This is a genomic window from Bacillus cereus group sp. BfR-BA-01523, from assembly GCF_022662615.1.
In the GTDB taxonomy this organism is placed as follows: domain Bacteria; phylum Bacillota; class Bacilli; order Bacillales; family Bacillaceae_G; genus Bacillus_A; species Bacillus_A mycoides.
In genome coordinates, this window is sequence record NZ_JAKUDX010000001.1 from 211,767 (window position 1) to 235,632 (window position 23,866).

The following is a 23,866-nucleotide window of genomic DNA, read 5'->3' on the forward strand; positions in this document are numbered from 1 at the left end:
TTTTTAAAAACATCGTAAACACTACCTACAAGATGTTTGAACTATCAGCTTCACTCTTCTTGTAATGGGAAAGCAAATTATCACAATTGACTAACTCATTCGACTAACTGGCAGACAACTAAAATTGTTATCTGCTTTGTGTATGAGATTTTATATTTTACATATACTAGTTTTGAACCTGTAGACCAATACGAGCCATTTTGGTGTTTTGAATTTCCTTTCTTGGGATAAGTATATTTTACTTATCCCTTTTTTATTGTATAGATAAATACACTTAGGTTAACAATAATTACAAGCAGATTTTCTGTTTATTCGTAGTTCTAAACCAAAATGTTTTTCTCCTTTAATGGACAGTAGGTACGACTGCTTGTCCTTTTTTATTTATATTTCATACGCTCTTTTTTGACTGCTTCGAATCACTCTATCCTCTTCATCGAAATAAATAGCCCTAAATAAGAATGACCAATATGCGGTACTATATCTCCATCAAATAAAACAAAGGGATTTTCCAAATAGTCGATGTTTGCAACCATATAAAATAGGCAGTTTCTGATTACCCAGAAACCGCCATACATAAAGATTTGTTAAGTATTAATTTCTTCTCATTACTAAAATGTATTATGTAACTACTAGTAGTTTATATATTTCACTGGATAATTGCTAATAAACATGTGAGAGATAAAAAAGCACACAGAGGAATATATAAAACCCCTTAGTGATTTATCAATTTTACGATAAATCATTAAGGGGTTAGTGGAATTTTTTATGCATTATACCTATTTTTTCGACGTTCCATCCTAGTTTGTCCTTGAACAGTACTTTCTTTATATTGATCTATTTGCTCTGCCATTTCATATGTTACAACTGGTTCTTCGTTATTACGCTCATGCATTGTTTCTGGCCTTTTACGTTTAGAACCTTTTCCACCAAACTTAAATAATTTCATCTTAAATTTCGGTAATCTTGGAAAGCGGATCTTAAATGATAGCCTTTTACGTTTCTTTTTTTGTTTAAATAAATTAGTATTTTCTTTATTAGTGTCTTTCTCTTTACGGTGTAATAACATCGCAAGTAATCCACCTAATATAAGTCCTCCAACTAAAAGGAGAATATATAAATAATGGCTTGTCATTAAATTCATCATACGCTCAAGTATGACTAACGACTGCACTTCTTTTATATCCCATAGTAACGCGGCCCATAATGAGAATAAGCCCAAAGTAAGCCCGTATGTACGAAACCGGAATAAACACGGAATTAACGCAATGCAAGCGGCGATTTTCGCGTTCGCTATTATTGAACTTATTGAAATATCCTGATTCCAAATAACTAACAGTAGTGTTATAAATGGTGCATAGGCTATCCAGCTACATATACGTGAATATATCTTTTTCGCAAAGTAACTACCGAAACTAGTAAAAAATAAAAGTCCTCCAATATATAAAGATTGTTCAAGAGGGATTTGCTTTAACATTCCTGCAATTGGAAAGAGGCCGCTCAGTAGCATTAATAATACATCTAATTTCTTCACAATTCCCCATTCCTTTCAAATTTTCTTTTCAATTAATAAAAATCGCTTTTCCATATGATGTAGTTTTTGTATTTCTAAAAAACATCTTAATCCTGTATGTAATTAAAGTAAATATGAAACCGAAAATATACATGACAAATCATATCTATATTTACAATGAAAAATGACAAATCCTGCTCATTATTACTAGCAGGATTTGTACACTATTTTTTATATTAATATCAATGTATCTTCTTTTTCTAAAATTATTACATCTTCATCTAATTCGTCATCGAATTCTTTAAACTCCCTTGAATCAATATCGGTAGTATAATTTTTAATTAATTTAGCCATATGCATTACATGCGTATTATGAATATTTTGTTCTGACAGCAAGGTTGATTTACAGCACATGTAATGTATCATTTTGGCGATTTCTTCTCTCTCTTCAGATTTTACACCAAGCGGGATAACTTCGAGTATGTACTGATGTACTATCTCATTACAATCTAATTCGTATGCAGCCGTGCTATAGTAAATTCCCATTTGATCTACAAATAATCTCGTTTCATTCATAACATGTTCTTGGTCTCTAACAATATAGTTCGGTACATCTGAGTTAGTATTAATTCTAATTATGTTTATATCCTCTTTTAAATTTGAGATTATTTCAGGTGAAACCCCAATATTAACGCTTTTATTTTGCAATTCCTCTAGCCAATATTTCCTCATATTGGCATCTACAATAAAATAAACTTCTTTATTTTGTTTATGTGCATCTTGTGAAATTTCAACTAATGTTTCTGACATAAATTGTTTAAAACTGACTCCTATATCATTCCTTTTTGATGGTTGTGGTAAAAACACTTTATTATTACCTATATTTAATAAAGTATGATCAATTGTGCCCCATTCTTCTTGACCATATAATTTATATAATATTTCTCTCCCATTTATTTTTGAAAAAATAGGTAAGAAATCATATTTAGACATTTTCTCAATTGATAAATTTACAATTATCCCCGGTAATTTTATCTTATTCCAACTACACTTTAAGAACCCCTTTTGTTCTAACAAACTAAGAATGGCATTAATAATTTCTTTTTTAGATACACTTTGTCCGATAAATAAATTAATAAATGCTGAAATACGTTCCGTTTGAGCGAATCCTTCCCGAATAATTTGCTTTGGATTAATTTTTTCGCGACCATCACAATTTTTTATTGCAATTAATGCTAATTTCATTTCATTTTGCTCACCTGCCGTAGCATGTACAGCTTTTACGACATCGCCTACTAGTTTCTTTTTGTTTTTATGGCTATATTGCATTCTGTATGGATTTTGTAACAATTTCCCAATGTTATATCTTACTATTTTTAACAACACCGGATTGTCTGCATTTAATACATAGGAGGAATCTCCGTTTTGAGCTAAAACTATTTTGCTATCTAATAACGCTTGTTCTATCTCTATTACTATATCATCTGACCATACTTCTAACGTAATTGTGTCTAATCCCTTTGGTGCAAATAAAGGTAATAACTCATTCTCATTATTAGTTAATACTTTTTTACCCTCTGGAAGTAATGTGAAGTATGGGAATATTCGTTGGAATTCATTAAAAAGTTCCTCTTTTTCTCTTACTTTTATACCAAATTTTATTTTTGTTCCTTGAACTTTATATATATTTTCGTTATATGGAAGAAGTACTCTTACATTAGTTCCTCTAATATACTCTTTCGGACATTGGAGAATGTTCTCTAATTTAACTTCTCCCCCTATCCTATAATCATCTTTTAAATTTCTAAAACGTTTAATCCACTTTATTCCTTTTTCAGCTTGTTGCACTTTTAACTTTATAAACCTTTGCTGTTTCTTATTTAATTCAAATTCAGGAGTTGAAATCAGTATTTGGCTCCGCTTTCGCCCTAAAAGTATAGAAATATCTTTATGATTATATTGTTGATAAAACCGCCTAATCCCTACGGATACTTTTAATAGCGGAATATTCTCACCTCCACGAGTTATGTATTCAAACCGATATACATAAGCGAAATAATCATGTGTTTCTTCATCTTCAATTGGCTCAGACATCGCTTCAGAAATATGTTGTGATCGCAGTGGCGAAAAATATATTTCTTCCTCATTTTTATTTTCCATACGTAAAGGCTGTTCGCAAAAGATATGAGTAATTAGAGCCGGTACCCATTTAGAAAACGTTTTTTTATCATGTAATACTGGTAAATTACTAATTAAATCATGCTGCCATTCTAAATGTGGTGGATCTATTAATTTATTCGGTTTCCAATCACGAATAACCTCATACCAGCTTTGGAAAATATAGTCTAACTGTTCTTGTCTCATTGGTTCCTTAGCCACAATCCAAGGTGTATCTTCCTTTAATATATATGGATTATGCTGAATGAATAATATATCAGAAAACATTTCATACAATCTTTCATTTACAAGTTTTAATTTGCTCGTTAATAAAAATGTTCTATAATGTATCTCTACAATCTCAAGCCATTCAATAGGAAAATAAATATACGATACTTTCTCATTATAGAGGGGTTCTACTACATTTTTAAATGCTAATAACTGTAATTTTTCCATATTATTAATACTTCCTCTCTTAATTTATATTGATCATGAATAATACTAGAAAAGATACCAATTTTTTAAGCATTAACGAATCAAATTTTAACCAAGCGCATTAAAGGAAATAGCTAAATTACATTTAGTTATTTAAATAAAACATTATTAAAATCAAATTAATATAAAATAACTATTAACATATAACTACCTCCTTATGGGACTTCATATTATAAAATCATTATAATGAATTATTATATTTTTTATCTATGATTTACAAAAAAATTACAGAAACTAAATATAATAAAAGGTATCGCCTCTTTATATAGCGATACCTTTTATATACTCTTAATTAAATAACACCTTTAACTTCTTCATTCATCGGCCATTTTTCTAATGTATATGCCATTTCCCAAAATGAATATTCATATTGACTACTAAAAATAAAATGTTGTCTCATACGATTACGGTCTGCCTCTGTTACCTTTTCAGCAATCGTATCTAATCGTGTGATTTGCTCTTCTACTAGAGTACGGAACCAATCAGATCCATATGCAGAAATCCATTCTTGATAAATTGGCTCTTCTGGTTGACATTCTTTTAATCGTTCACCGATTTCATAATATAACCAATAACAAGGTAAAATAGCCGCAATAATATCTCCTAAATGCCCTTCATAAGCTGCACGATACATATGAGATGTATATGCATATGCAGTTGGCGCAGGAATAAAATTATCTTTTTCTTCTTTTGTAATCCCTAATTTCTTTGCGAAATTCTCATGTAATGATAACTCAGCTTCATACGTATTTTGTGCATGGTGTGCCATACGAGCTGTCGTTTCTAATTCAAGAGCCTTTGCAGCACCTAACGTTTGTACTCTAGCAAAATGACTCAAATAATAAGAATCTTGAAGCACATAATATCGAAAACTAGCTAAATCTAATGTTCCTTCGCCTAGTTTTTTTACAAAAGGATGGTTAAAACTTGCTTCCCAAATTGAATCTACTTCTTTACGTAATGATTGTGAAAAAGTCATTTAAATCCCTCCAAATAATGTAAAAAATATACGTATTTATCCACAATTATTAAAGCTGTAAAATAAAAAAACTTTCTTTACAGGCGTAAAGAAAGTGAAATTGACAGTATATATTCGTTAAATAGCAACGTCTTTCCCACTTCCCTACGCTGGCATTAACCAGATCAGGTACTAAGAGTCTCAAAATTTCATCTGATCTCAGCCTATAAAAGGCCCCCCTAGTGGATAAATATTTAGTTGTCGTATTGTAATTATCATAGCATAATTCATGGAACTGTCAAAAGAATTAATTATATAACTAACTTAAAAACCTTCTTCTTTCCTTACTTTTAATGAAGTTTCAATTATCATATCTAATAGTTTGCTATAATTAATTCCCGCTGCTTCCGCACTTTTTGGTAGTAAACTTGATTGTGTCATCCCTGGTAATGTATTAACTTCCATTACATATGGAATTCCTTCCTTCACCATCATATCAACCCTTGCATAAACACTACATTTTAATGCTTTATAACAAGCCAGTGACGCTTTATTTACACGTTCCTTTATTTCAGCTGGAAGTTCAATAACTTCTTCAACTGTACTAGTATCATCATATTTTGCATTATAGTCAAAGAACACAGCAGCATGTCGAATCGAAATGATAGGTAACTGTTGCCCATCAAAAATTGAACATGTAATCTCGTCACCTTTTATATACTTCTCAATTACTACTTCAGAATCCCATTCGAATACAGTTTCCAGCATAGAGATTAATTCATTTTTATCATAGACAATCTTAACTCCAACACTTGAGCCGCCAGAGTTTGGTTTTACCACTAACGGAAATCCTAATTTATCTAACTCCTCAAGCTTTAGATCCTCCATTTTTGTAAGTTCAATCCAATCTGGTGTTTCTACTCCTTCATAACGCAAAATCTTTTTCGAAATATTTTTGTCCATACATATACCGCTAGATAACATATTGCTACCGCTATAAGGAATACCTAAACTCTCTAGCGTCCCTTGAACTGTACCATCTTCTCCGTACTTTCCGTGTAATGCTAGCAATGCAAAATCAATGTCTTTCGCTTTTTCAATTAAATCCATTTTTTCATTTAACGTAATTGGAACGATTTCATATTTACTCTTATCTAAATGTGCAATCATTTCATTCCCAGTCATAATTGATACTTGTTTTTCAGAGGATACTCCTCCCATAATAACGCCAATTCTCATTTTCTCAACTCCAAGTTTCATTTTTAAAAGTTTCACCAATTATTTGAATCCCTCTAACAATTTCCTGTTCTTTCAAACGTGAAAATCCTAATCGGAATGTGTTCGCTCCTCCTCCATCAGAGTAAAAAACATCACCAGGAGAAAAGGTAACTCCTTTCTCATAACACTTTTGTAAAAGTGTGCGGGCTTGAATTTTTTCTTCCAACTCTATAAACAAATGAAGTCCACCGTCTCCAGTCATTCTTTTAAACGGAATGTTCTGATTACACGCCCCAACAGCTAACTCATATTTTTTCTTATAAACAGATCTTGCTTTTTTTAAATATTTTTCAAAATATCCTTCATGTAAATATTGAAACAGAACAGCTTGATCTAACGTAGATGTGTGAATGGTTCTGGCTCTTTTAACACTTTCTAAATAATGTATCAGTTCTTTATCTGCAATGATCCAACCTACACGTAAACCAGGGAAAAGTACCTTTGAAAAGCTACTAATATAAATCACATTATTACCAGCCCCTGCAAAAGTTAATAATGGCGATAAATGTGAACCCGAATAACGTAATTCTTCATTAAACCCATCCTCTATAATAGGGATCTTGTATTTTGAAAATAACCTCATCAATTCCGTTCTTTTCTCCGAACTCGTAACAATACCAGTTGGATTATGATAAGAAGGGATTAAATACGCGAAATCAAAATCCTTTTCACGCAAACTTTTTTCTACTTCATTCGTATCAATACCATCATCATTCATATCAATTCCATGAACTTCAAGTCCATGTAAACGAAAAAGCTTCAATGCAGCATGGTGAGTTGGGTTCTCACAAATAACACGCCCTGATTTCTTCGATAAAGAAGATAACACAATATCTAATCCTTCTGTAAATCCATTTGTAATTAGAATATCTTTGTTCGAAATATCTACACCTTTCATTTCCATGTAATGAAGTAAATAATTCATTAACGGTCTATAACCTTTTGCATATCCGTAGTTCAATACGATATCCCCTTCAATGGACATACGAGTAAGAAAAGCTCTTTTGAAATTTTCAACATCAAATAGCTTTTCGTCCGGAGCTATACTATTAAAAACAATCATTCCTTTTTCCCAGCGAACTCCATGCTTCATTAAGTCTAATTCATCCGCTAATGTGGTAACTGTATTAAGTTTATTTTTCCAATCTATTTCAACAGACGAGGTGTTACTTATATCCACCTTCGCAACGAAATTTCCTTTTCCTTTAACTGCATAAATGAGTCCTTCTTGTTCTAAATCCGCATATGCAGAGAGTACTGTATTTCTGCTCACTGATAATAATTCACTCAGTTCCCTTGTTGATGGGATTTTTTGGTCCCCCAACAAATGCCCTTTCATAATCATCTTTTTTAAATAATCCTTTAATTGAATATAAACGGGACGATCTTTTACAACTTTAAAATCTTTAAACAATTTCTTACCCCCTGCAATTATTTTTGCATATTTATTTCATTCTCAAAAGGTCCACTACATATGTATTTTTTATTAATAGCGGTACGGTTATAAAGCCTATAAATCATTTCGATATAAATTGATTACATCTTTTAAAGCAGCAGCTGCAGCTCCGCGTGGATTAGAAGCTCCACCAATTGTAGTGACTTGTCCCATTGTATCTGTAAAGAACGTAATTCCTTTTTCCGTGCCATTTATATTTGCTAACGGATGTTCTTTCTCTAAATTACAAGGTTGTACACTAAGGTTTACTTTTCCATTATCATCTTTATATGCTGATGCAATTAATTTAATTGATTTATTTTGTTCCTTTGCATTTTGAATTTGTTGCGTTGTAACGTGCTCTATTCCGTTTATTTTTATATCTTTGAGTGAATAATCGTTTCCCATTAAACTATTCGTCAAAAGTAATAATTTACAAGCGCTATCCATCCCGCTTATATCTAATAACGGGTTAGTCTCCGCAATTCCTTTATTTTGTGCTTCTTGCAATGCTTCTTCAAACGTCTTATATTCTTCATGCATCTTTGTAAGGATATAATTTGTTGTCCCGTTCAATATTCCTTCTATTTTTTCAATATGGCAACCTGCTAAACTTAGTTGTCCTATGTCTAATGTCGGTAACGCAGCGGCAGTTGCACCGCTATATCGAATGCGTGAGCCTGAAATACGTGCTGCTGTATTCAGTTCACTCCAAGCTGTAACAAGTGCACCTTTTGAAATAGCTACTATATCCATTTGTTTTTCAATAGCTTGTTTCATATACTGTTTCCCTGGATTTCCATTTTTAAGATTTGTAGCAGTTGATTCAACCAATACAGTACCATTTATATTAATCGTTCCGCGTTCCTCTGGATAATGTTCGATATATTTTTCAATTGCAGCAGAACCATCACCATACGTCAATAAATCATTAATCTGCAAACCTTTCCCGTTATGTATTGCAATATTTCTTCCTATCACTCCACTAACAACTAAGTCAATTCCATATGTTTCATTTATATATAAATATTTTTCATTTAATAATTTTATAAACTCTCTTCCTACTGTCCCGTATCCTGATAATACAATTTGAATTTTCATAATATCCCCCCATATCTTTATACCAAATCCCTCTTTCAATATAATATAAAGCGCCCTCGAATTCCATCGAGAGCGCTTTATATTATCTATTTCGGTAGACGTGATAATTTTCCAACAATTGTTCTATAAAACTCTTGAATGTTAGAAAAACCTAACGTGTCTGAAACACTAAGCCCTACCATATCAAGATGGTCCCAATTTGCTTTCGTTTCAATATGATTCCATTTTCCAATTTGTAAAGACTCATTATTATTTACAAAAGTATTAGACGCAGGCGCAATCATAGAATTTGTATTTACTACACCATCGTTTTGCCACCAAGAAGTATCTATTAATGGTCGGTTTTCTTCATATCTTGCATAAGAGCCTAAGAAGAATGCATTCCCCATTAGCACTTTATTCATTGTTATATGCGGTAGATGCAAACCTGTTATAGGTGCTGCTTGCGATGCATGTCCACTATAGGATAAGTAATATACATCCGATTGCGTCTTTACCCAATTATTTAACTCCTTTGCTCCATCAGTACTTAAATCCCATTGACTAATATCTTTTGTATTCTCCCAAATTGAACTATTTAAAATACGATCAGTATATTGGAAAAAGGACTCTCCAGCATATTTTTTCATACCCCATTGATCCAATTTAAAATCATATAATGATAAATTATTGTTTCCTCCTAAACTCGCAGCTGTAATGAGAAAATCTTTAACGAATGGCAATAGAAGACTCCCGTCTGCAAGTGTTGTCCCATTATGAGGAGTTGCTAAAGTTGTAACACTATGAACATACGATTTACCGCCTTCAAATAGTGGTGATATCTTTGCGTTCGGATGATTTTTCACATGATTTTTTTCTTCATAACTGCCTTCTTTTAATAACTGCACTAATGTTCTTGTCGTTTGTCCACCCATGCTATGCCCAACTAAATGAACTTTATTTGTTTCACTCCAATTCGGTGCAAATCCACTATAAGTTCTACCAAAACGATTATGTCCATGTTTCTCAGCATGCGCCGCGCCGTAGTCTACTGTTCCACCGTTAATTTGCGCGTATAATTCACATGCACGGTCCCAGTTACTAGAAACTGGCCCAACAGCTGCAGTATGTACTGTATAACCATTTCTTTTTAAATCTTCTTGTATATCATGAACACCACCCCAATATTTTACCCCTAGCATTTCCTCTCTACCCCATCCAGCAAATCCATTCACTAAAATGATAGGATAATTATTTTGTTGTCTCTCTTCAGCGTATGTTGTTTTCGCTGCGAATGAACAAACAGTCACTAATGTAAAAAAACATACTTTTAAAAATAACTTCCCCATACTTTCTCCCCCTAATTAAACGCTTTCATTTTTCTGTGAAAAAGATTGCACAATCAGTTTTTAACTTAAACATAATGTAAAGTATTTTATATACGTTGTATATATAGACAACATACACAAATGTTGATAAATATTAATTCAAGGAAACATTTGCTTTTTACAATACAACTTGTAAATCTGATTATTTGAATTTATAATTGAATATAGTTTCCTCATGTCAAATGGATTTAATAATCATAAGAAAACTTATTTCATTACTCGAAAAGGAGGAAAAAGCATGCAAATTGAATCAAACATTCATACATTATCTCAACCTACTAAAATAACTCCATCTATTCTTGAGCATAATACTCTCTCTTCTACTAAACTTGAAGGTAAGAAAGCGGATGATCCTATCAAGTTCGATATTCGTTCCTCTGAAAAAGAAATGAAACAGCCTGAGCATAAATTTAACGAATTAGATTTATGGAAGATGTTAAAGGATAAAGGTGTTCCTTTATGGATCATCCTTGAAATGCTACAAAAGTCTCGTAAAGAAAAAGAAGCTCAAAATAATTCAGTTCAAAATTCAAATACGATTGAAGAAACGAGTGAGGCCCGATTAGATGAAGTAATGTAAAGCATAATATTTGATTGGTCTATAAACTAAAAAGAGTTCAAGATTGATAAAGTTTTTATCAACCTTGAACTCTTTTTTAAGATTTTTCTCCAATCGTTACAAATTGAAAAGATACTTCTCCTTCCAAACCTTTAATTAGCCTTGTTACTTTGACATTTTCATTAACCAATGTATTATCTGTCGACATTTTAGGTTTTTCATCTCCTAAAGATTTTTTCAGATGAAGAAGGTGCATTTTCGTTTCATTTACCTTTATTTCTTTATACACACTATTTTGTGCTACAATCACATACCATTGCGTTGGATATTTACGAGTGTTACCTATCCAAGCGTCACTATCGTATGAAACTGGAATCTCTTTTCCTTCTAATTCAATACTTTTCATATTCTTTTCGTCTTCATGTGTAAACAACAGCGAACCTTCTTTTGGGAATTTCGGTAACGTATCTATAATATAATTGGAGCCATTATCTCGTTTACGAAAAACTTTTTCTTTAATCAATGCTTGTGCTGTAGATTCATTTAAAATTAATACCTGTCCATTTCCAACTTTACCTTTTTTCACAGAAAACACTTCATTTTCTTTCGTAATTTCTTGATAACGATTAATAATTGGTGAAATTTTATTTTCATCTCCAATGATTAATAAACCGTTTGCAGGAAATGGATTTTCCTTTTTAGAGCATGCACTAAAACTTATTAAAAGTAGTATCGTTAACATAAAAATAGTTAAAGTTCTTTTCATCGCGTTTCCTTTCATCATACAGTTCATTTTTTCCACATACTTTAATGTAGTCTTACAAGCTAATAAACTCTATTGCTCCATAACTTTATAAAGCTTTTGTAGGTAACGCCAACGAGTTATAAAGAAATATAAAACTTGTATACATATAAATGAAATTAAAATAACGATCGAGCTATTTAAAATAGAAAAATCGACTAATTGTTGCAGTGCCGTATACGCAACTACAGTATGAATCACTGCAATGATAATCGGTAAGAAGAACATTAATACTAACTGTCTCGTTACAATTTTTTTTAATTCTCGTTTACTTAATCCCATTTTCGAAATCATTTTATATTGCTGTTGATCGCGATCCAAATCAGTATATAATCGGAAATAAATAAAACTAGCAGCAAATGTAAAGAAAACGATTCCGACTAAAATACTTGCCATAAGTAATAAACCATTCTTTTGTTTTGCCTCCAACAAGTTTAATGTTAAAGCTTCAAAGTAGAAATCTCTGTCCCTAAGATCTTTATCGAATACATTCTTTAATTGATTTGAAATCTCTTTCGTTTTTATCCAATCATCTACAACAAATCCGTAAGTACGATGTTGAATATTTTCATCTTTTGGATTACTTGTATGAGGAATTTCATCATACACATGATCTTGAACAGCAATATAAATACTACTAGGATCATGTGGTAAAACTAAATTTCCCACAGTTTTTTTCACATGAAATGTCTTTGTCCAATCTCCTTGAATGACTTCAATATTTTTTTTATAGTCACCATTTTTAAATTCTTGTTTTTGTGACACCCTCCCAGGGATTAGTAAAATTTCATCTTCTTTTTCAATCGTTTCTTGTTGGTACCCGAGTGCTCTCGTAAGTTCGTTATATTCACTTAATTTCAATACATTTACGTTACTTTCTGTAAATTTATTTGAAGATGAAGCCATTCGGTACGGAATATTTGCATCCTCAAGATGTTTTTTTATAATAGAGAGATGTTTATCTACCAATTTGTTGTTTTCAGAGCTTTCATACAGAAATGTATATGGGTTTGTCATCCATACTAAATTCCTATTACCAAGAGCAGCTGTTGTACCGATTGCTGTAAATGCAACTGCTGAAATAATAGATACAATGAAAAACATCGTTGCGTTATCTTTCATACGGTAAATTAATTCTGAAAATGTTAATATATTTGTTCGCTTTAAAAAGAATGATTCACTTCTTTTAGCAAGATACAATATATACACGCTACACTGTGTATATAAAAAGTACGTTCCTATAATAACTAGAAGTACACCCATTCCGAGCGTAATAAAATTAGTACTTGGGATAAAGCGAAATACTGAAATATATCCATAGCCTACACTAATTAAAGAAAGTAGCGATAATAGAATTGAAGCTTTCGGTTCAGGCTTTGGCTTTTCCTCTGCTTGAATAAGTTCCACAAGTTCCGTTACTTTTATCATTTTAAAAGTAACAAGCGAAACAATTAAAAATAATAAAAGAAATGTGATGAATGTTAATAATACCGCCTGCACTGGTATATAAAAAGGTAAACCATTACTAATCATTAATACACTTGCGCTTATCAATAACACTAGTTTAGAAAATATGAGTCCGATGAAAATCCCTATACAAATTGACCCAAGTCCAATTAACATATTTTCAATTAATAATAATTTCTTAAGCTGCCTCATTGACATTCCTTGCATCATTAAAATGCCAAATTCTTTCTTACGTGTTTTTAAAAATGAACTTACTGAATATAAAATAAAGAAAAATGAAAATACAAAAATCAAGCCTTGCGAAATTGTAAATCCTAATGTTCCAAATGCACTTATTGTTGTACTCGTCGATTTTAATTCCCCTTGTAAATCAGGATGAAATAATAAAAGGGCATACGTAAAGAAAATCATAATAGAAAATGCACAACTTAAAAAATGGGCAGCGTATGTACGCTTATTACGAAAAATATTATTAAATGCGAACTGACGAAAAGTCATGCCTTTTCCCTCCTAACAAAGAAAGGACATCCATAATCTTTTGATAAAAGGCTTGCCTGCTGTCACCGCAATAAATTTCGTTATATAATTGACCATCTTTAATAAAGATAACTCTGCTGCAAAAACTCGCTGCATACGGATCATGTGTAACTAACATCATCGTAGCTTTTTCTTCTTTATTTAAAGTATCTAGCATCTCCATTACATCATTTGAAGATTTAGAGTCTAAATTCCCTGTTGGTTCATCTGCAAGTAATAATTGAGGCTTATGAACAATTGCACGAGCAATTGCTGTTCTTTGAGCTTGCCCCCCTGAAATTTCAAAAGTTCTTTTACTCAATATATCTGTAATATTTAATTTCTCTGCAATTTCTTCAACTCGTTTGTTCATTTCTTGTACAGAAACACCATCTAATGTCATCGGCAATACGATATTTTCCTTTACTGTAAGTGTGCTAAGTAAATTAAATGATTGAAAAACAAATCCTAATTGTTTCCTACGGAATAAAGCCAAATTATCTGATGTCAACTGGAAAGGATTTGTACCATTTATTAATATTTCTCCCGATGTTGGAGAGTCGATAGTAGATACCATATTTAATAACGTTGTTTTCCCGCTCCCTGATGGCCCCATAATCCCTATAAATTCACCTTCTTGAATTGATAAATCAATATCTACCAATGCTTTAAAAGGTACTTTCCCTTTATATACTTTACTAATACTTTTTGCATGTAGAATTTCCATTTATATTCTCCCTTCATTTGCACTTCTCACAATATAGTGTAAATGAATTGTCTTATAGCACATATTGATTCATCTTTCATTTATCTTACACGCTTGTAAGATTTCTAAAAAAACTGATAACAAACCTATTTTCAAACTATAATCAATTTATATCTATCTTATAATATTCGCAGGGTAGTATGAAATACAATGCTATTTATTTCTAATCTTTATTATATTAATGAAAAAAGACCGATTGTATTATCGGTCTTTTTACTTTCAAATATTATATTTTTAACTAATTTCTTAAATTGAAATATAATTAAATAATACTTTTAATACTATTTCACTTGATAATATCCTCTGCAAAATACTGAGTTCTTCGGTTTCATTACAATTAAAAATGAATTGTAAATATCTGAGGCGGAAATTATTGCGTTTATCCAACATACAAATAATATGATTGATTTAATATTTCCTGATACATAGAACGACATAAATGCAGGGGCTACCGATAATACAATTATGGGTAAGCTCATAAAGACCCAAAATCTAGATTTGGATAGGGTTGCATTTGTATTTAGCCAAAAAAATATTCCACTACATGTTAAGCTAATATCACCTTTGTTACTTATGACCAAAATGTGTAGACATTCGTGAATGATGAAGACAAAGATACCTATTATGATTAGATACAATATATTAATATAAGTGAAACCTACTCCAAAGTAATTTGGTATCAGAAAAATGATTATTTGAAGTAGATATACAAACTTCATATAATGCTTTTGATACCAATTATTCTTAATAAAAGGAGTCCATTCTGAAAAATCCATACTTATCTGTGGCAATTGACGAAACCAAATTATGATATGCGTTCCCCTCCCCTCCCTCATTTAATCTATTTCATAACTTAAAACTTTTAATCCACTAACACTCAACCGTAAGTTTTATATGCAAAACTTCGCTCACCTTCACTTTTGCCGTTCGTTCTTCTATTTGAGATCAAAATGATTCATTTTTAGGATAATTTGAGTAAGAAAGTGGTGTTTTCATAGATAAATGCATTCGACAAAATTATCCAAACCCCTTTTCATATATGATTTTTTATAAAATGATTATCGCATGTACAGCTTAATCCCCTTGTTTTTTGATAAGAAAATCCGGTAAGAAGCTATCCAAATTGTCTCTTTGATATGGTAACAGGTAGACTGGAATGTAAAAAAGCTTAGAGTTTTAGCTCTAAGCTTTTTTACATTCCATTATAGATTCTTTTAAAGAGCAATATTTTTTATCCACTCTGATTTGCTTAATAAATAATGATTATATAGTTGGTTTTCTATCGTCTGTTGGCTCAAATAAGTAAATCCACATTTTTCAATAACTTTATTTGATGGTACGTTGTTAATTAAAGCAATTGCGTTGAGGACATCTACATTTGTATTTTTAAACAAATAATCAATTAACCCTTTAGTCGCTTTCGTAGCGTAACCATTGCTTTGATACTCGCTTGAAATAGCATACATTATTTCTCTATTTGGTGCAGGAAGTTCACCTTTAATACCTGTGCAACACCATCCGATACATTCATTTGTATCTTTAATAAATATTCCTAGCTGTAAAGAATGACCCTCTATGTTAGACGTATTTTTCACGACATTAAGAAACAATCTATTTGCTGGTATTTCATCATTGATAATCCAATTAACCCTCTGTTCTTTCGTTGATTTCCAGTCCGGCAAAAACTTTTCAATTTCCGGTTGATTCGATATTTTATAAATGCTCTCCGCATCTTTCACAGTAAACTCTTGCAAGTATATATCTCCACAGTCTATTCTAAATAAATTAGTCGAACTCTCTTCTCCCATGTTAATCCCCCTTAATTACATTAAAGCGCCTTAATCTGCTTCGTAAGTTCTATAAATCGTTCATCAAGTTCTTTATATTCTTTATCGTTAGAAGTTAAAAAGCTTAATTTACCTAATACTTCTTGTCTCTCTGTTTCTAATGTTAAACGTAGCTCTTCAATATCATCTCTTGTTTTAATAAGTTCCTCTAGCTGCTTTTGTATCGTATTATTTAAAAACACGAGTTTCGTGTTAGTTGTTTTCTCCAGGAAATATCGATCGTGAGAAACTATAACGAGTGTTCCATTATACTCAGCTAATGTATTTTCAAGCTGTTCACGTGAAGGGAGGTCAAGGTGATTCGTCGGTTCATCTAAAATAAGTACATCTTTTTCATCTAAAATATAAGCCATTAACTTGCATTTTACTCGTTCCCCCATACTCATATGCTCAATCGGTTCTTTCCATTGAGAAGCTTGGAATCCTAAATGTTTCATTAAATTTTGGACTTTTCCTCTTTCTTCAAATGTCTCTTTAAAAAATAAATCTTCTGGTGTTTTATCCAGTGGTAAATCAAATACTTCTTGTGTTAAATAACCGATGTTTGCAGATGGTGAAATCCATACTTCTCCTTGTACAGTTTCCGTTCCCATAATCATCTTCAGTAATGTTGTTTTCCCGCTACCGTTTGGTCCAACAATCGCAACCTTCTCACCGTGCTGGATTGTAAAATTAACGTTTTCAAATAATGTCTTTCCATGAAAGTCTTTTTTAAATTTCTTTACTTCTAAAAAGCGTTTTCCTACTTTTTTATTCGCTTGAATAGAGAACTCCACTGAATACTCTTCTTTCACACGTTCTACTTTCGTTTTCTCCAGCTCTTTTTCGAGACGTTTTCGTTTTGACTTCACTTGCGCATCCATTCGCTTCGCTTTTACACGATAAAACTCTTTAACTCCTTCTTGTTTTGTAGACTGTGCGTGTGCCTTTTGTGACCATGAACTTAATTCTTTTATATGTGTTTCTACTTGTTCTATCTTTTTTTGTTGTTTTTCATATTCACGTTGCTGCGTCATTCTTGTATGCTCACGTGCTTTCATATAACTCGTATAATTACCGCTATGCTCAATTAGTTTCTTTTCCTCAATTGACCATATTTTCGTTGCGACAACATCTAAAAAGTATCGATCATGCGATACAACGATAACTGTACCCTTCATATTTTTTATTTGCTTAATGAGAAATTCCGTACTCATCTCATCTAAATGATTTGTCGGTTCGTCTAATATTAATAAATTAGGATTTTCGGCAAATCCTTTTGCTAGTCGAACTTTCAGCTTTTCACCACCACTTAAAGTAAGAAAATCGTTCGTTGGCACGCCCCATTTCGCAAGAAGCTCTGCTTCTTTTGCAATCATATCATTACTAATAAAAGATTCTATTTCTTGTTCAACATATGCCGTTGTCATATTCATTTGCTGCCATTCAACAATCCCTTTTGATGGCTCAATCTTCCCATTTATTAATTGAAGTAACGTTGATTTACCGGCACCATTTTTACCAATTAATCCGATAACATCCCCTTGTTTTACTGTAACATTCATTTTCTCTAACAAAGTATTTTCCTTTATCTCAACATAAACATCATTTAATTTTAAAATTTCTTTCATATTACCGATTCCTTTCATTAAGGGAGAACAAAAAAATCCTCCCAAATTAATTTGGCAGGATTAGTCGTTAACATATTTATACCCAAATAAGCTATTACGCATAATAAATAGCAATACCGTTGTAAGGAAATTGGGCAGACTAATCCTATTTTTTATAAATTGAAATTTATTGAATTTCAACATTTAAAAATAAGATTAGTTAATCATCGTCCACCCATCATTCCTTTCCGTCATTAGTAACCATATTGTACCATAGTAGTACTGTATGAGTAAATGCGATTATACGTGCTGTGAAAATGATTGCTTTCTTTTAGGTCTATTTATCTTCACTTCATATCGATCAAACACAAACAACATCTGTAATACTACTGGCTTTAGATTTCCTTAGTAGTAAACTTCTAAGCACTCCCTTTTATATAATTTTTATATAAATGTATCATTAATTATATATTATACATATTACATTTCAGTTCTTATAATAAAGATATCATTTTAAAAGGAGGATACTACAATGGAATTTAGTAAACTAGGAAACAGTGGATTAACAGTAAGTAAGATTGCATACGGGAACTGGATTAACCATGGTGGAAAAGTAAACGAAGATACTGCAAATGATTGTGTGAAAGCCGCACTAGATGTCGGAATTACTACGTTCGATACTGCTGATGTTTATTCGGACACTATAGCCGAAGAAGTACTTGGCCGGTCTTTGAAAGGTATACGCCGAGAAAGCATAGAACTATGTACAAAAGTATGCCATCCGACCGGACCTGGAAAAAATGATCGTGGATTATCGAGAAAACATATTATAGAAAATTGCAATGCATCGTTACAGCGGTTGCAGACAGACTACATTGATGTCTATTATGCACATAGATTTGACTCAACAACTCCTCTTGAGGAAACGATGTTAGCTTTTGCTGATCTTGTAAGACAAGGTAAAGTCCTTTACTTAGGCGTAAGTGAATGGACATCGGAACAAATCACCCGCGGTGCAGCGCTTGCACGAGAATTGAAAATTCCACTCATCGCTAGCCAACCTCAATACTCGATGTTATGGCGAGTTATCGAAACTGATGTAATACCAACGTGTCAACGTGAGGGACTTGGTCAAGTTGTATGGTCTCCCCTCGCACAAGGTATTCTCTCTGGAAAATATCAACCAGGTAAACCAATACCGACTCAATCACGTGCTAATTCAGATGCTGGTAAACCATTTTTCCACAAACTCGTGCAACGTTGGATGAGTGATGATGTACTCACTGCAATTCAGAAACTTAATCCGATCGCGCAAGAAACTAATCTTACCCTACCACAACTCGCAGTTGCTTGGGTACTACAAAATCCAGCTGTTTCCTCTGCAATTATTGGCGCTTCAAATCCTGAGCAAATAAGAGAAAACGTAATTGCTTCTAGTGTTAAATTGCAACCTGAAATTATGGATCAGATTGATAGTGTACTAAAAGGTTTCATTGAGTACGATCCGAGTAAAACAGGTTGAAACATCAGTGAATTCCTTTTTAAAAACCACAAAATATCTTTGTAGTCTGACTTTAAAATAAAAATAGAAGTTTTCCTATCCAACTTTCCCCCTGCCCATCCCATCAAGATGGGCCTTTACTTTTCAAATTCAAATTGTGAAGTCGTATAAACCTCTCTAACAACTGTTAAGAAGTTCTCTAATACGACAGATTTTTCATCTTGTCTCCATCCAACATATAAATTTATTTTCGGTGTATTTTCTTGAATGTCTTTATACATGACACCCGATTTTTTATAGCTTTCCACCGATGATGGAACTACAGAAATCCCCATCCCTGTAGCAACTAAATTCACAATCGTTTGCATTTGAATCGCTTCTTGAACAATATTTAAGCTGACTCCATGCTCCCAAAAGTAACTAATAATTAAATCATAAAAGTTTGTACCGAAATGACGGGGAAATAAAATAAATGGTTCATCAATTAATGATTTGATTGAAATGTTACGTAACGAAACTAAAGGATGATCTTCATGCAAAACCAATTTTAAACATTCCTCAGAACAAACTTCGGAAACTAATATTTCATTATTCTGCTTGGAACGAATAAATCCAATATGAATTTGTTTTTCATATAGCGCTTTTATTTGCTGGTCTGTTGTCATCTCACGTAATATGAGCTGAATTTTAGGAAACCGTTCTCGAAATGTTTTTAATATGTCTATAACGGTTTCTGTAGAATCGACAAAACCGATGATTAAATGTCCTGTCTTCCCTTCATCCGCAAGCTGTGTTTCTTTAATAGTTCTATCTACTTGAAGCAACGTTTGCCGCGCACCTTCTAAAAATATTTTCCCTGCACTGGTTAGTTCAACCATTCTTTTTGTTCGATGAAAAAGTTGAACGCCCAATTCATCTTCTAATTTACGAATTTCTTGGCTTAAAGGAGGTTGTGCCATCCTAAGCCGTTCTGCTGCACGACTAAAGTTTAATTCTTCTGCCACTGTTATGAAATATCTCATTTTACGAATATCCATTTCAATCCCCCTACCATAACCGAATAATAAACAATTCGCTTTTACTTCTCTTAGGTAAATAATTCTTTATTCCCAAGTGGTACAAAACAAGGCTAAAAAACTTATCTCCAAAGTTCTTTAGCCTTGTTCACTTGTTACACATTAAAAAATATTATTCGTACAACGGTACCTTTATCAACTTCTGAATGGATTTCTACACTATGCCCTAATTGTTTCGTAATTTCATATACAAGATAGAGCCCCATTCCAGTTGATTCTTTAAAATCTCTACCGTTTTCTCCTGTAAAGAAAGGTTTGAATACTCTTGGTAAATCTTGCTTCGGTATCCCTACGCCACTATCGGTAATTTCAAGTACAACTGTATTACCTTCCTTACGTGCTTTCACTTTAATCTTTTCTCTACTACCTGATGAATATTTAATCGCATTCGATATTATTTGTCCAATTAAAAATTGTAACCACTTCGCATCACTTTCTACAGTAATACTCTTATCAATTTCAAGTTCTGGGTATACAAAATTCCGAATAAAAAAGCGTTTATGTTCATGCACGGAATCATTCACTATTTTATGTAGTTGTACTCTTTCTACATAAAAATCTTGTGTAAATGCTTCTAAACGTGCGACATACAGTGCCATCTCTAAACCCTTTTTTAACCTATCTGTTTCCTCATTAATACTTTCAAAACGTGAATCCACTTCATCTTGTGTAATTAATTCTATTACAGATAAAGGTGTTTTCATTTGATGAATCCACTGATTCATAAAGGTTAAATGATCATTATTTTTCCTCTCTTGTAACTGGAGCTGATTTTGATAATGTCGATATTGTACTTCGAGCAAATCTTGGAGAGCAGTAGATAAAACTGCAAAATCAGATTTTTGAACAGATTCATCCAAAGATTGCAACGGATTTGCTAAACGTTCATAAAAAGAACGATGTGTAAAATAACGAAATACTAAATAACTTACCATAAAAAAAGCACCTAAAAACATTGCATATAATGCCGTTGAAATATGATTATGCCCATCAAACCAATAAACTAAGAATATGGCTAGTAGTTGGATCGCAGTAAAACAAATAAGTGGTATATGATCACGTATAAATAACCTTATCATTTTTCCATACCATTATCCCAAGTAATATGTAATCTATATCCAACACTACGAATTGTTTCAATTGCTCCTTCAATATGTAACGTTTTTAACTTTTTACGCACACGTGTTGTATTTACACTTAATGTATTATCATCAACATAGGATTCACTATCCCATAATTTATTTAATAATACTTCCCTACTCACAACACGCGGATAGTTTTTCATTAACATCTCTAATAAAATGGCTTCGTTTCTCGTTATATCAACCTCTTGGTTCCTAAGTTTTAATACAAGTCTTTCGGGATATAAACTAAGACCTTGTTGCTCAACCATTCGTTCTTCTAGTTTCGGTGCATAGTCTCCATAAGCACGTCTTAAATGACTACGAATTTTCGCCATTACAACTTCATAATGAAACGGCTTCGGAATAAAATCATCGCCACCATTTTCCAACGCCATAACTTGATCCATCGTACCTTCACGAGCCGAAATAAATAAAATTGGACATGTAGAAACCCCGCGAATTTGACGGCACCAATAGTAACCATCAAAACTTGGCAAATTAATATCTAATAACACTAACTCCGGTTCTTCTTCTAAAAATATGTCTAACACATTTTGAAAATTCGTTACAATAATTCCTTGGTAACCGTATTTCGCAACATATGTTGATAATAGCTCTGCAATTTTCATATCATCTTCAACAATCATAATTTTAACCATCTCTGAACTCCTTTTTGATCCACAATCCCAAATATACTTATATAAATACTACCTCTTTTCACAAAATCCGTAAAATAGAAAAAGAATACTTTTATACAAAAGTATCCTTTTCTATTTTTCTTATTTAATATGAAATTCATTTAGAGAAAATCCTAACTTCTCCACATATTCCCTTCCTAGTTCCATCCGCGCCGTTTTTAGTGGATCCACAACTTGGCAAATTTTCAAATTACCTGCTGCTGATAATAAAAGAGTTGCATCAGCTTTAGACATTTCTAATTCTTCATGTAAAAATGTCACCATATTACATACAGCACGACTAGCTGCATCATCTAACAATTTCTCAGAAGCGATTGTCATTATTTTTTCTTTTTGGATAGCCATTGGTATTGGCCATGTCTTTTCTTTTATAATTTGAACAGTTACAGTTACTTCACCAGCAACCTCTACTCCACTAACACCAATTTCACCATCACCCATCGCAGCATGTAAATCGCCTAATGCTAAAAGAGCACCAGGAACATTTACAGGTAATAATAACGTTGTACCTTCTTTGATTTCTTTACAATCCATATTCCCGCCGTGATCATGCGGTGTACCACATGAAATACTCTCTTCTTTCGGTGCAGTACCAATCACACCAATCATTGGATTAATTGGAATTTGCAGTTCATTTGAAAATGAAACATGTCCATTATGTATTGAGACAATTTTTACTGTATTTTCATTTAGCTCATCACCCATTACACCTAGGTTCGCACCTGTAGTTAAAACACCCTGCTCTGCAATTTTAATTTTTTCAATCGTTACGACTAATATATCACCAGGTTCTGCACCTTTAATATATACAGGTCCGGTCGCTGGATTTATTCGATTCCAATCTAATTCTTGAAACACAACATCTTCAGAATCAATTTGATTTTCAAAGCAATCATATGTTTCAAATACAAGACGGCTCCCAATTTCTACTTCAATACATGGATTATTTTCTGGTGACATTGCGTAAATGATATGTTCTTTATGAATACGATGCATAGTACCTCTCCTTTTTCGTTTTTATCTTCTATATAATAATTAGCTTTTATCTGCATAAGCTCCTTTTTAAAATTAGTAGTTATTTTCAAGAAAAATGCACTTAGCTCATTTTGAAACATACACTCTTTACTATAACAGGTAAAGAAAGGTGGTATTACAATGCCCCTTATTCCATACAACGAAAGTGACGTTGATTTACTAGCTCGTTTAATTCGAGCTGAAGCTGAAGGTGAAGGACGACAAGGTGAACAACTTGTTGGCTGTGTTGTCGTAAATCGTGTGTTTTGTGATTGTTTAGATTTTAAACAACTTCGATCTGTGCGTGATGCAGTATATCAAAGCCCTGGCGGATTCGAAGCAGTGCAATTCGGATATTTTTACCAACGCGCCCGTGAATCAGAAAAAGAAATCGCAAGAAAAGTTTTACAAGGTGAATGGCGCTGGCCAGCACGATGGGCTCTTTGGTATTTTCGTCCAGTTGGAGCTTGTCCACCCGAATGGTATAATCAGCCGTTTGCAGGGCAATTTAAAAGCCATTGCTTTTACGAACCAAGTGGTGATGAATGTCCAAAAATGTATTCAAGATAGTAAAAATTAAGCAACGCAAGTACCTATTCTATTGGG

20 protein-coding genes and 1 riboswitch are annotated in these 23,866 nt (G+C 32.5%); of the genes, 3 read left to right on the forward strand and 17 right to left on the reverse strand.

What is annotated here, in order from left to right; genetic code table 11:
* Positions 1–763: 763 nt before the first annotated feature.
* From MR066_RS01005 to MR066_RS01035, 7 genes are all read right to left on the reverse strand, one after another.
* Entirely contained in the window at positions 764–1,531 is a 768-nt protein-coding gene (locus tag MR066_RS01005; protein ID WP_002085215.1) for a DUF3959 family protein, read from the reverse strand.
* A 210-nt stretch (positions 1,532–1,741) separates the two neighbouring features.
* Positions 1,742–4,123, reverse strand: a complete 2,382-nt coding sequence (locus MR066_RS01010) for a pPIWI_RE module domain-containing protein (protein WP_242245661.1) — start codon at positions 4,121–4,123, stop codon at positions 1,742–1,744.
* A 331-nt stretch (positions 4,124–4,454) separates the two neighbouring features.
* Entirely contained in the window at positions 4,455–5,141 is a 687-nt protein-coding gene (gene tenA, locus MR066_RS01015) for a thiaminase II (RefSeq protein ID WP_002168258.1), read from the reverse strand.
* Positions 5,142–5,265: 124 nt separating this feature from the next.
* A riboswitch (TPP riboswitch) is annotated at positions 5,266–5,371 on the reverse strand.
* Between the two features lie 73 nt (positions 5,372–5,444).
* Complete coding sequence (gene ddlB, locus MR066_RS01020; RefSeq protein ID WP_002013134.1) at positions 5,445–6,359, reverse strand: D-alanine--D-alanine ligase; 915 nt, start codon at positions 6,357–6,359, stop codon at positions 5,445–5,447.
* Between the two features lie 4 nt (positions 6,360–6,363).
* On the reverse strand, positions 6,364–7,812 hold the full coding sequence (pdxR, locus tag MR066_RS01025; RefSeq protein ID WP_242245662.1) for a MocR-like pyridoxine biosynthesis transcription factor PdxR: 1,449 nt from the start codon (positions 7,810–7,812) through the stop codon (positions 6,364–6,366).
* Between the two features lie 96 nt (positions 7,813–7,908).
* Entirely contained in the window at positions 7,909–8,934 is a 1,026-nt protein-coding gene (locus tag MR066_RS01030) for a homoserine dehydrogenase (protein WP_098168297.1), read from the reverse strand.
* 86 nt (positions 8,935–9,020) lie between these two features.
* Entirely contained in the window at positions 9,021–10,262 is a 1,242-nt protein-coding gene (locus tag MR066_RS01035; protein WP_219302512.1) for an esterase/lipase family protein, read from the reverse strand.
* 277 nt (positions 10,263–10,539) lie between these two features.
* Between MR066_RS01035 and MR066_RS01040 the strand changes: the two genes are divergently transcribed.
* Entirely contained in the window at positions 10,540–10,881 is a 342-nt protein-coding gene (locus tag MR066_RS01040; RefSeq protein WP_219302514.1) for a DUF3914 domain-containing protein, read from the forward strand.
* Between the two features lie 76 nt (positions 10,882–10,957).
* Here MR066_RS01040 and MR066_RS01045 read toward each other — a convergent pair whose 3' ends face one another.
* From MR066_RS01045 to abc-f, 6 genes are all read right to left on the reverse strand, one after another.
* Positions 10,958–11,641, reverse strand: coding sequence for a lipoprotein BA_5634 family protein (locus MR066_RS01045; protein WP_088291903.1), 684 nt, complete (start codon positions 11,639–11,641; stop codon positions 10,958–10,960).
* A 54-nt stretch (positions 11,642–11,695) separates the two neighbouring features.
* Positions 11,696–13,627, reverse strand: a complete 1,932-nt coding sequence (locus MR066_RS01050) for an FtsX-like permease family protein (RefSeq protein ID WP_242245663.1) — start codon at positions 13,625–13,627, stop codon at positions 11,696–11,698.
* Positions 13,602–14,372 (reverse strand): ABC transporter ATP-binding protein, encoded by a 771-nt coding sequence (locus MR066_RS01055; protein ID WP_002147481.1) that lies wholly within the window; start codon positions 14,370–14,372, stop codon positions 13,602–13,604. The genes MR066_RS01050 and MR066_RS01055 overlap by 26 nt, the downstream gene beginning before the upstream one ends.
* Before the next feature lie 320 nt (positions 14,373–14,692).
* Positions 14,693–15,187 (reverse strand): DUF3267 domain-containing protein, encoded by a 495-nt coding sequence (locus MR066_RS01060; RefSeq protein ID WP_242246089.1) that lies wholly within the window; start codon positions 15,185–15,187, stop codon positions 14,693–14,695.
* Between the two features lie 438 nt (positions 15,188–15,625).
* Complete coding sequence (locus MR066_RS01065) at positions 15,626–16,219, reverse strand: GNAT family N-acetyltransferase (RefSeq protein ID WP_242245664.1); 594 nt, start codon at positions 16,217–16,219, stop codon at positions 15,626–15,628.
* 20 nt (positions 16,220–16,239) lie between these two features.
* Positions 16,240–17,868 carry a ribosomal protection-like ABC-F family protein gene (abc-f, locus tag MR066_RS01070; protein ID WP_215583662.1) on the reverse strand — a complete coding sequence of 543 codons (1,629 nt, stop codon included), beginning with the start codon at positions 17,866–17,868 and terminating at the stop codon, positions 16,240–16,242.
* A 511-nt stretch (positions 17,869–18,379) separates the two neighbouring features.
* On the opposite strand from abc-f, the gene MR066_RS01075 reads away from it, so the two are divergent.
* On the forward strand, positions 18,380–19,369 hold the full coding sequence (locus tag MR066_RS01075) for an aldo/keto reductase family protein (RefSeq protein WP_242245665.1): 990 nt from the start codon (positions 18,380–18,382) through the stop codon (positions 19,367–19,369).
* Positions 19,370–19,485: 116 nt separating this feature from the next.
* Here MR066_RS01075 and MR066_RS01080 read toward each other — a convergent pair whose 3' ends face one another.
* The 4 genes from MR066_RS01080 to MR066_RS01095 all read right to left on the reverse strand — a co-directional run bounded on the left by MR066_RS01080 (position 19,486) and on the right by MR066_RS01095 (position 23,242).
* Complete coding sequence (locus MR066_RS01080; protein WP_242245666.1) at positions 19,486–20,385, reverse strand: LysR substrate-binding domain-containing protein; 900 nt, start codon at positions 20,383–20,385, stop codon at positions 19,486–19,488.
* Between the two features lie 134 nt (positions 20,386–20,519).
* Positions 20,520–21,503 carry a sensor histidine kinase gene (locus MR066_RS01085; protein WP_219302524.1) on the reverse strand — a complete coding sequence of 328 codons (984 nt, stop codon included), beginning with the start codon at positions 21,501–21,503 and terminating at the stop codon, positions 20,520–20,522.
* The gene (locus tag MR066_RS01090; protein WP_242245667.1) at positions 21,500–22,207 is read right to left on the reverse strand and encodes a response regulator transcription factor; all 708 of its coding nucleotides are present in this window, start codon (positions 22,205–22,207) and stop codon (positions 21,500–21,502) included. The genes MR066_RS01085 and MR066_RS01090 overlap by 4 nt, the downstream gene beginning before the upstream one ends.
* A 120-nt stretch (positions 22,208–22,327) precedes the next feature.
* Complete coding sequence (locus MR066_RS01095) at positions 22,328–23,242, reverse strand: acetamidase/formamidase family protein (protein WP_242245668.1); 915 nt, start codon at positions 23,240–23,242, stop codon at positions 22,328–22,330.
* Between the two features lie 159 nt (positions 23,243–23,401).
* On the opposite strand from MR066_RS01095, the gene MR066_RS01100 reads away from it, so the two are divergent.
* A complete protein-coding gene (locus tag MR066_RS01100; protein ID WP_002085180.1) occupies positions 23,402–23,830 on the forward strand; it encodes a cell wall hydrolase in 429 nt (142 codons plus the stop codon).
* The last annotated feature ends 36 nt before the right edge of the window (positions 23,831–23,866 follow it).

What these genes read in the sequence shown, in the direction of transcription:
- MR066_RS01035 (WP_219302512.1), bottom strand. Translation starts at nt 10,262, where the DNA reads ATGGGGAAGTTATTTTTAAAAGTATGTTTTTTTACATTAGTGACTGTT.
- MR066_RS01060 (WP_242246089.1), bottom strand. Translation starts at nt 15,187, where the DNA reads ATGGATTTTTCAGAATGGACTCCTTTTATTAAGAATAATTGGTATCAA.
- MR066_RS01050 (WP_242245663.1), bottom strand. Translation starts at nt 13,627, where the DNA reads ATGACTTTTCGTCAGTTCGCATTTAATAATATTTTTCGTAATAAGCGT.
- abc-f (WP_215583662.1), bottom strand. Translation starts at nt 17,868, where the DNA reads ATGAAAGAAATTTTAAAATTAAATGATGTTTATGTTGAGATAAAGGAA.
- ddlB (WP_002013134.1), bottom strand. Translation starts at nt 6,359, where the DNA reads ATGAGAATTGGCGTTATTATGGGAGGAGTATCCTCTGAAAAACAAGTA.
- MR066_RS01085 (WP_219302524.1), bottom strand. Translation starts at nt 21,503, where the DNA reads ATGATAAGGTTATTTATACGTGATCATATACCACTTATTTGTTTTACT.
- MR066_RS01075 (WP_242245665.1), top strand. Translation starts at nt 18,380, where the DNA reads ATGGAATTTAGTAAACTAGGAAACAGTGGATTAACAGTAAGTAAGATT.
- MR066_RS01010 (WP_242245661.1), bottom strand. Translation starts at nt 4,123, where the DNA reads ATGGAAAAATTACAGTTATTAGCATTTAAAAATGTAGTAGAACCCCTC.
- MR066_RS01055 (WP_002147481.1), bottom strand. Translation starts at nt 14,372, where the DNA reads ATGGAAATTCTACATGCAAAAAGTATTAGTAAAGTATATAAAGGGAAA.
- MR066_RS01040 (WP_219302514.1), top strand. Translation starts at nt 10,540, where the DNA reads ATGCAAATTGAATCAAACATTCATACATTATCTCAACCTACTAAAATA.
- MR066_RS01080 (WP_242245666.1), bottom strand. Translation starts at nt 20,385, where the DNA reads ATGGATATTCGTAAAATGAGATATTTCATAACAGTGGCAGAAGAATTA.
- MR066_RS01090 (WP_242245667.1), bottom strand. Translation starts at nt 22,207, where the DNA reads ATGGTTAAAATTATGATTGTTGAAGATGATATGAAAATTGCAGAGCTA.
- MR066_RS01065 (WP_242245664.1), bottom strand. Translation starts at nt 16,219, where the DNA reads ATGGGAGAAGAGAGTTCGACTAATTTATTTAGAATAGACTGTGGAGAT.
- MR066_RS01100 (WP_002085180.1), top strand. Translation starts at nt 23,402, where the DNA reads ATGCCCCTTATTCCATACAACGAAAGTGACGTTGATTTACTAGCTCGT.
- MR066_RS01045 (WP_088291903.1), bottom strand. Translation starts at nt 11,641, where the DNA reads ATGAAAGGAAACGCGATGAAAAGAACTTTAACTATTTTTATGTTAACG.
- MR066_RS01030 (WP_098168297.1), bottom strand. Translation starts at nt 8,934, where the DNA reads ATGAAAATTCAAATTGTATTATCAGGATACGGGACAGTAGGAAGAGAG.
- tenA (WP_002168258.1), bottom strand. Translation starts at nt 5,141, where the DNA reads ATGACTTTTTCACAATCATTACGTAAAGAAGTAGATTCAATTTGGGAA.
- MR066_RS01095 (WP_242245668.1), bottom strand. Translation starts at nt 23,242, where the DNA reads ATGCATCGTATTCATAAAGAACATATCATTTACGCAATGTCACCAGAA.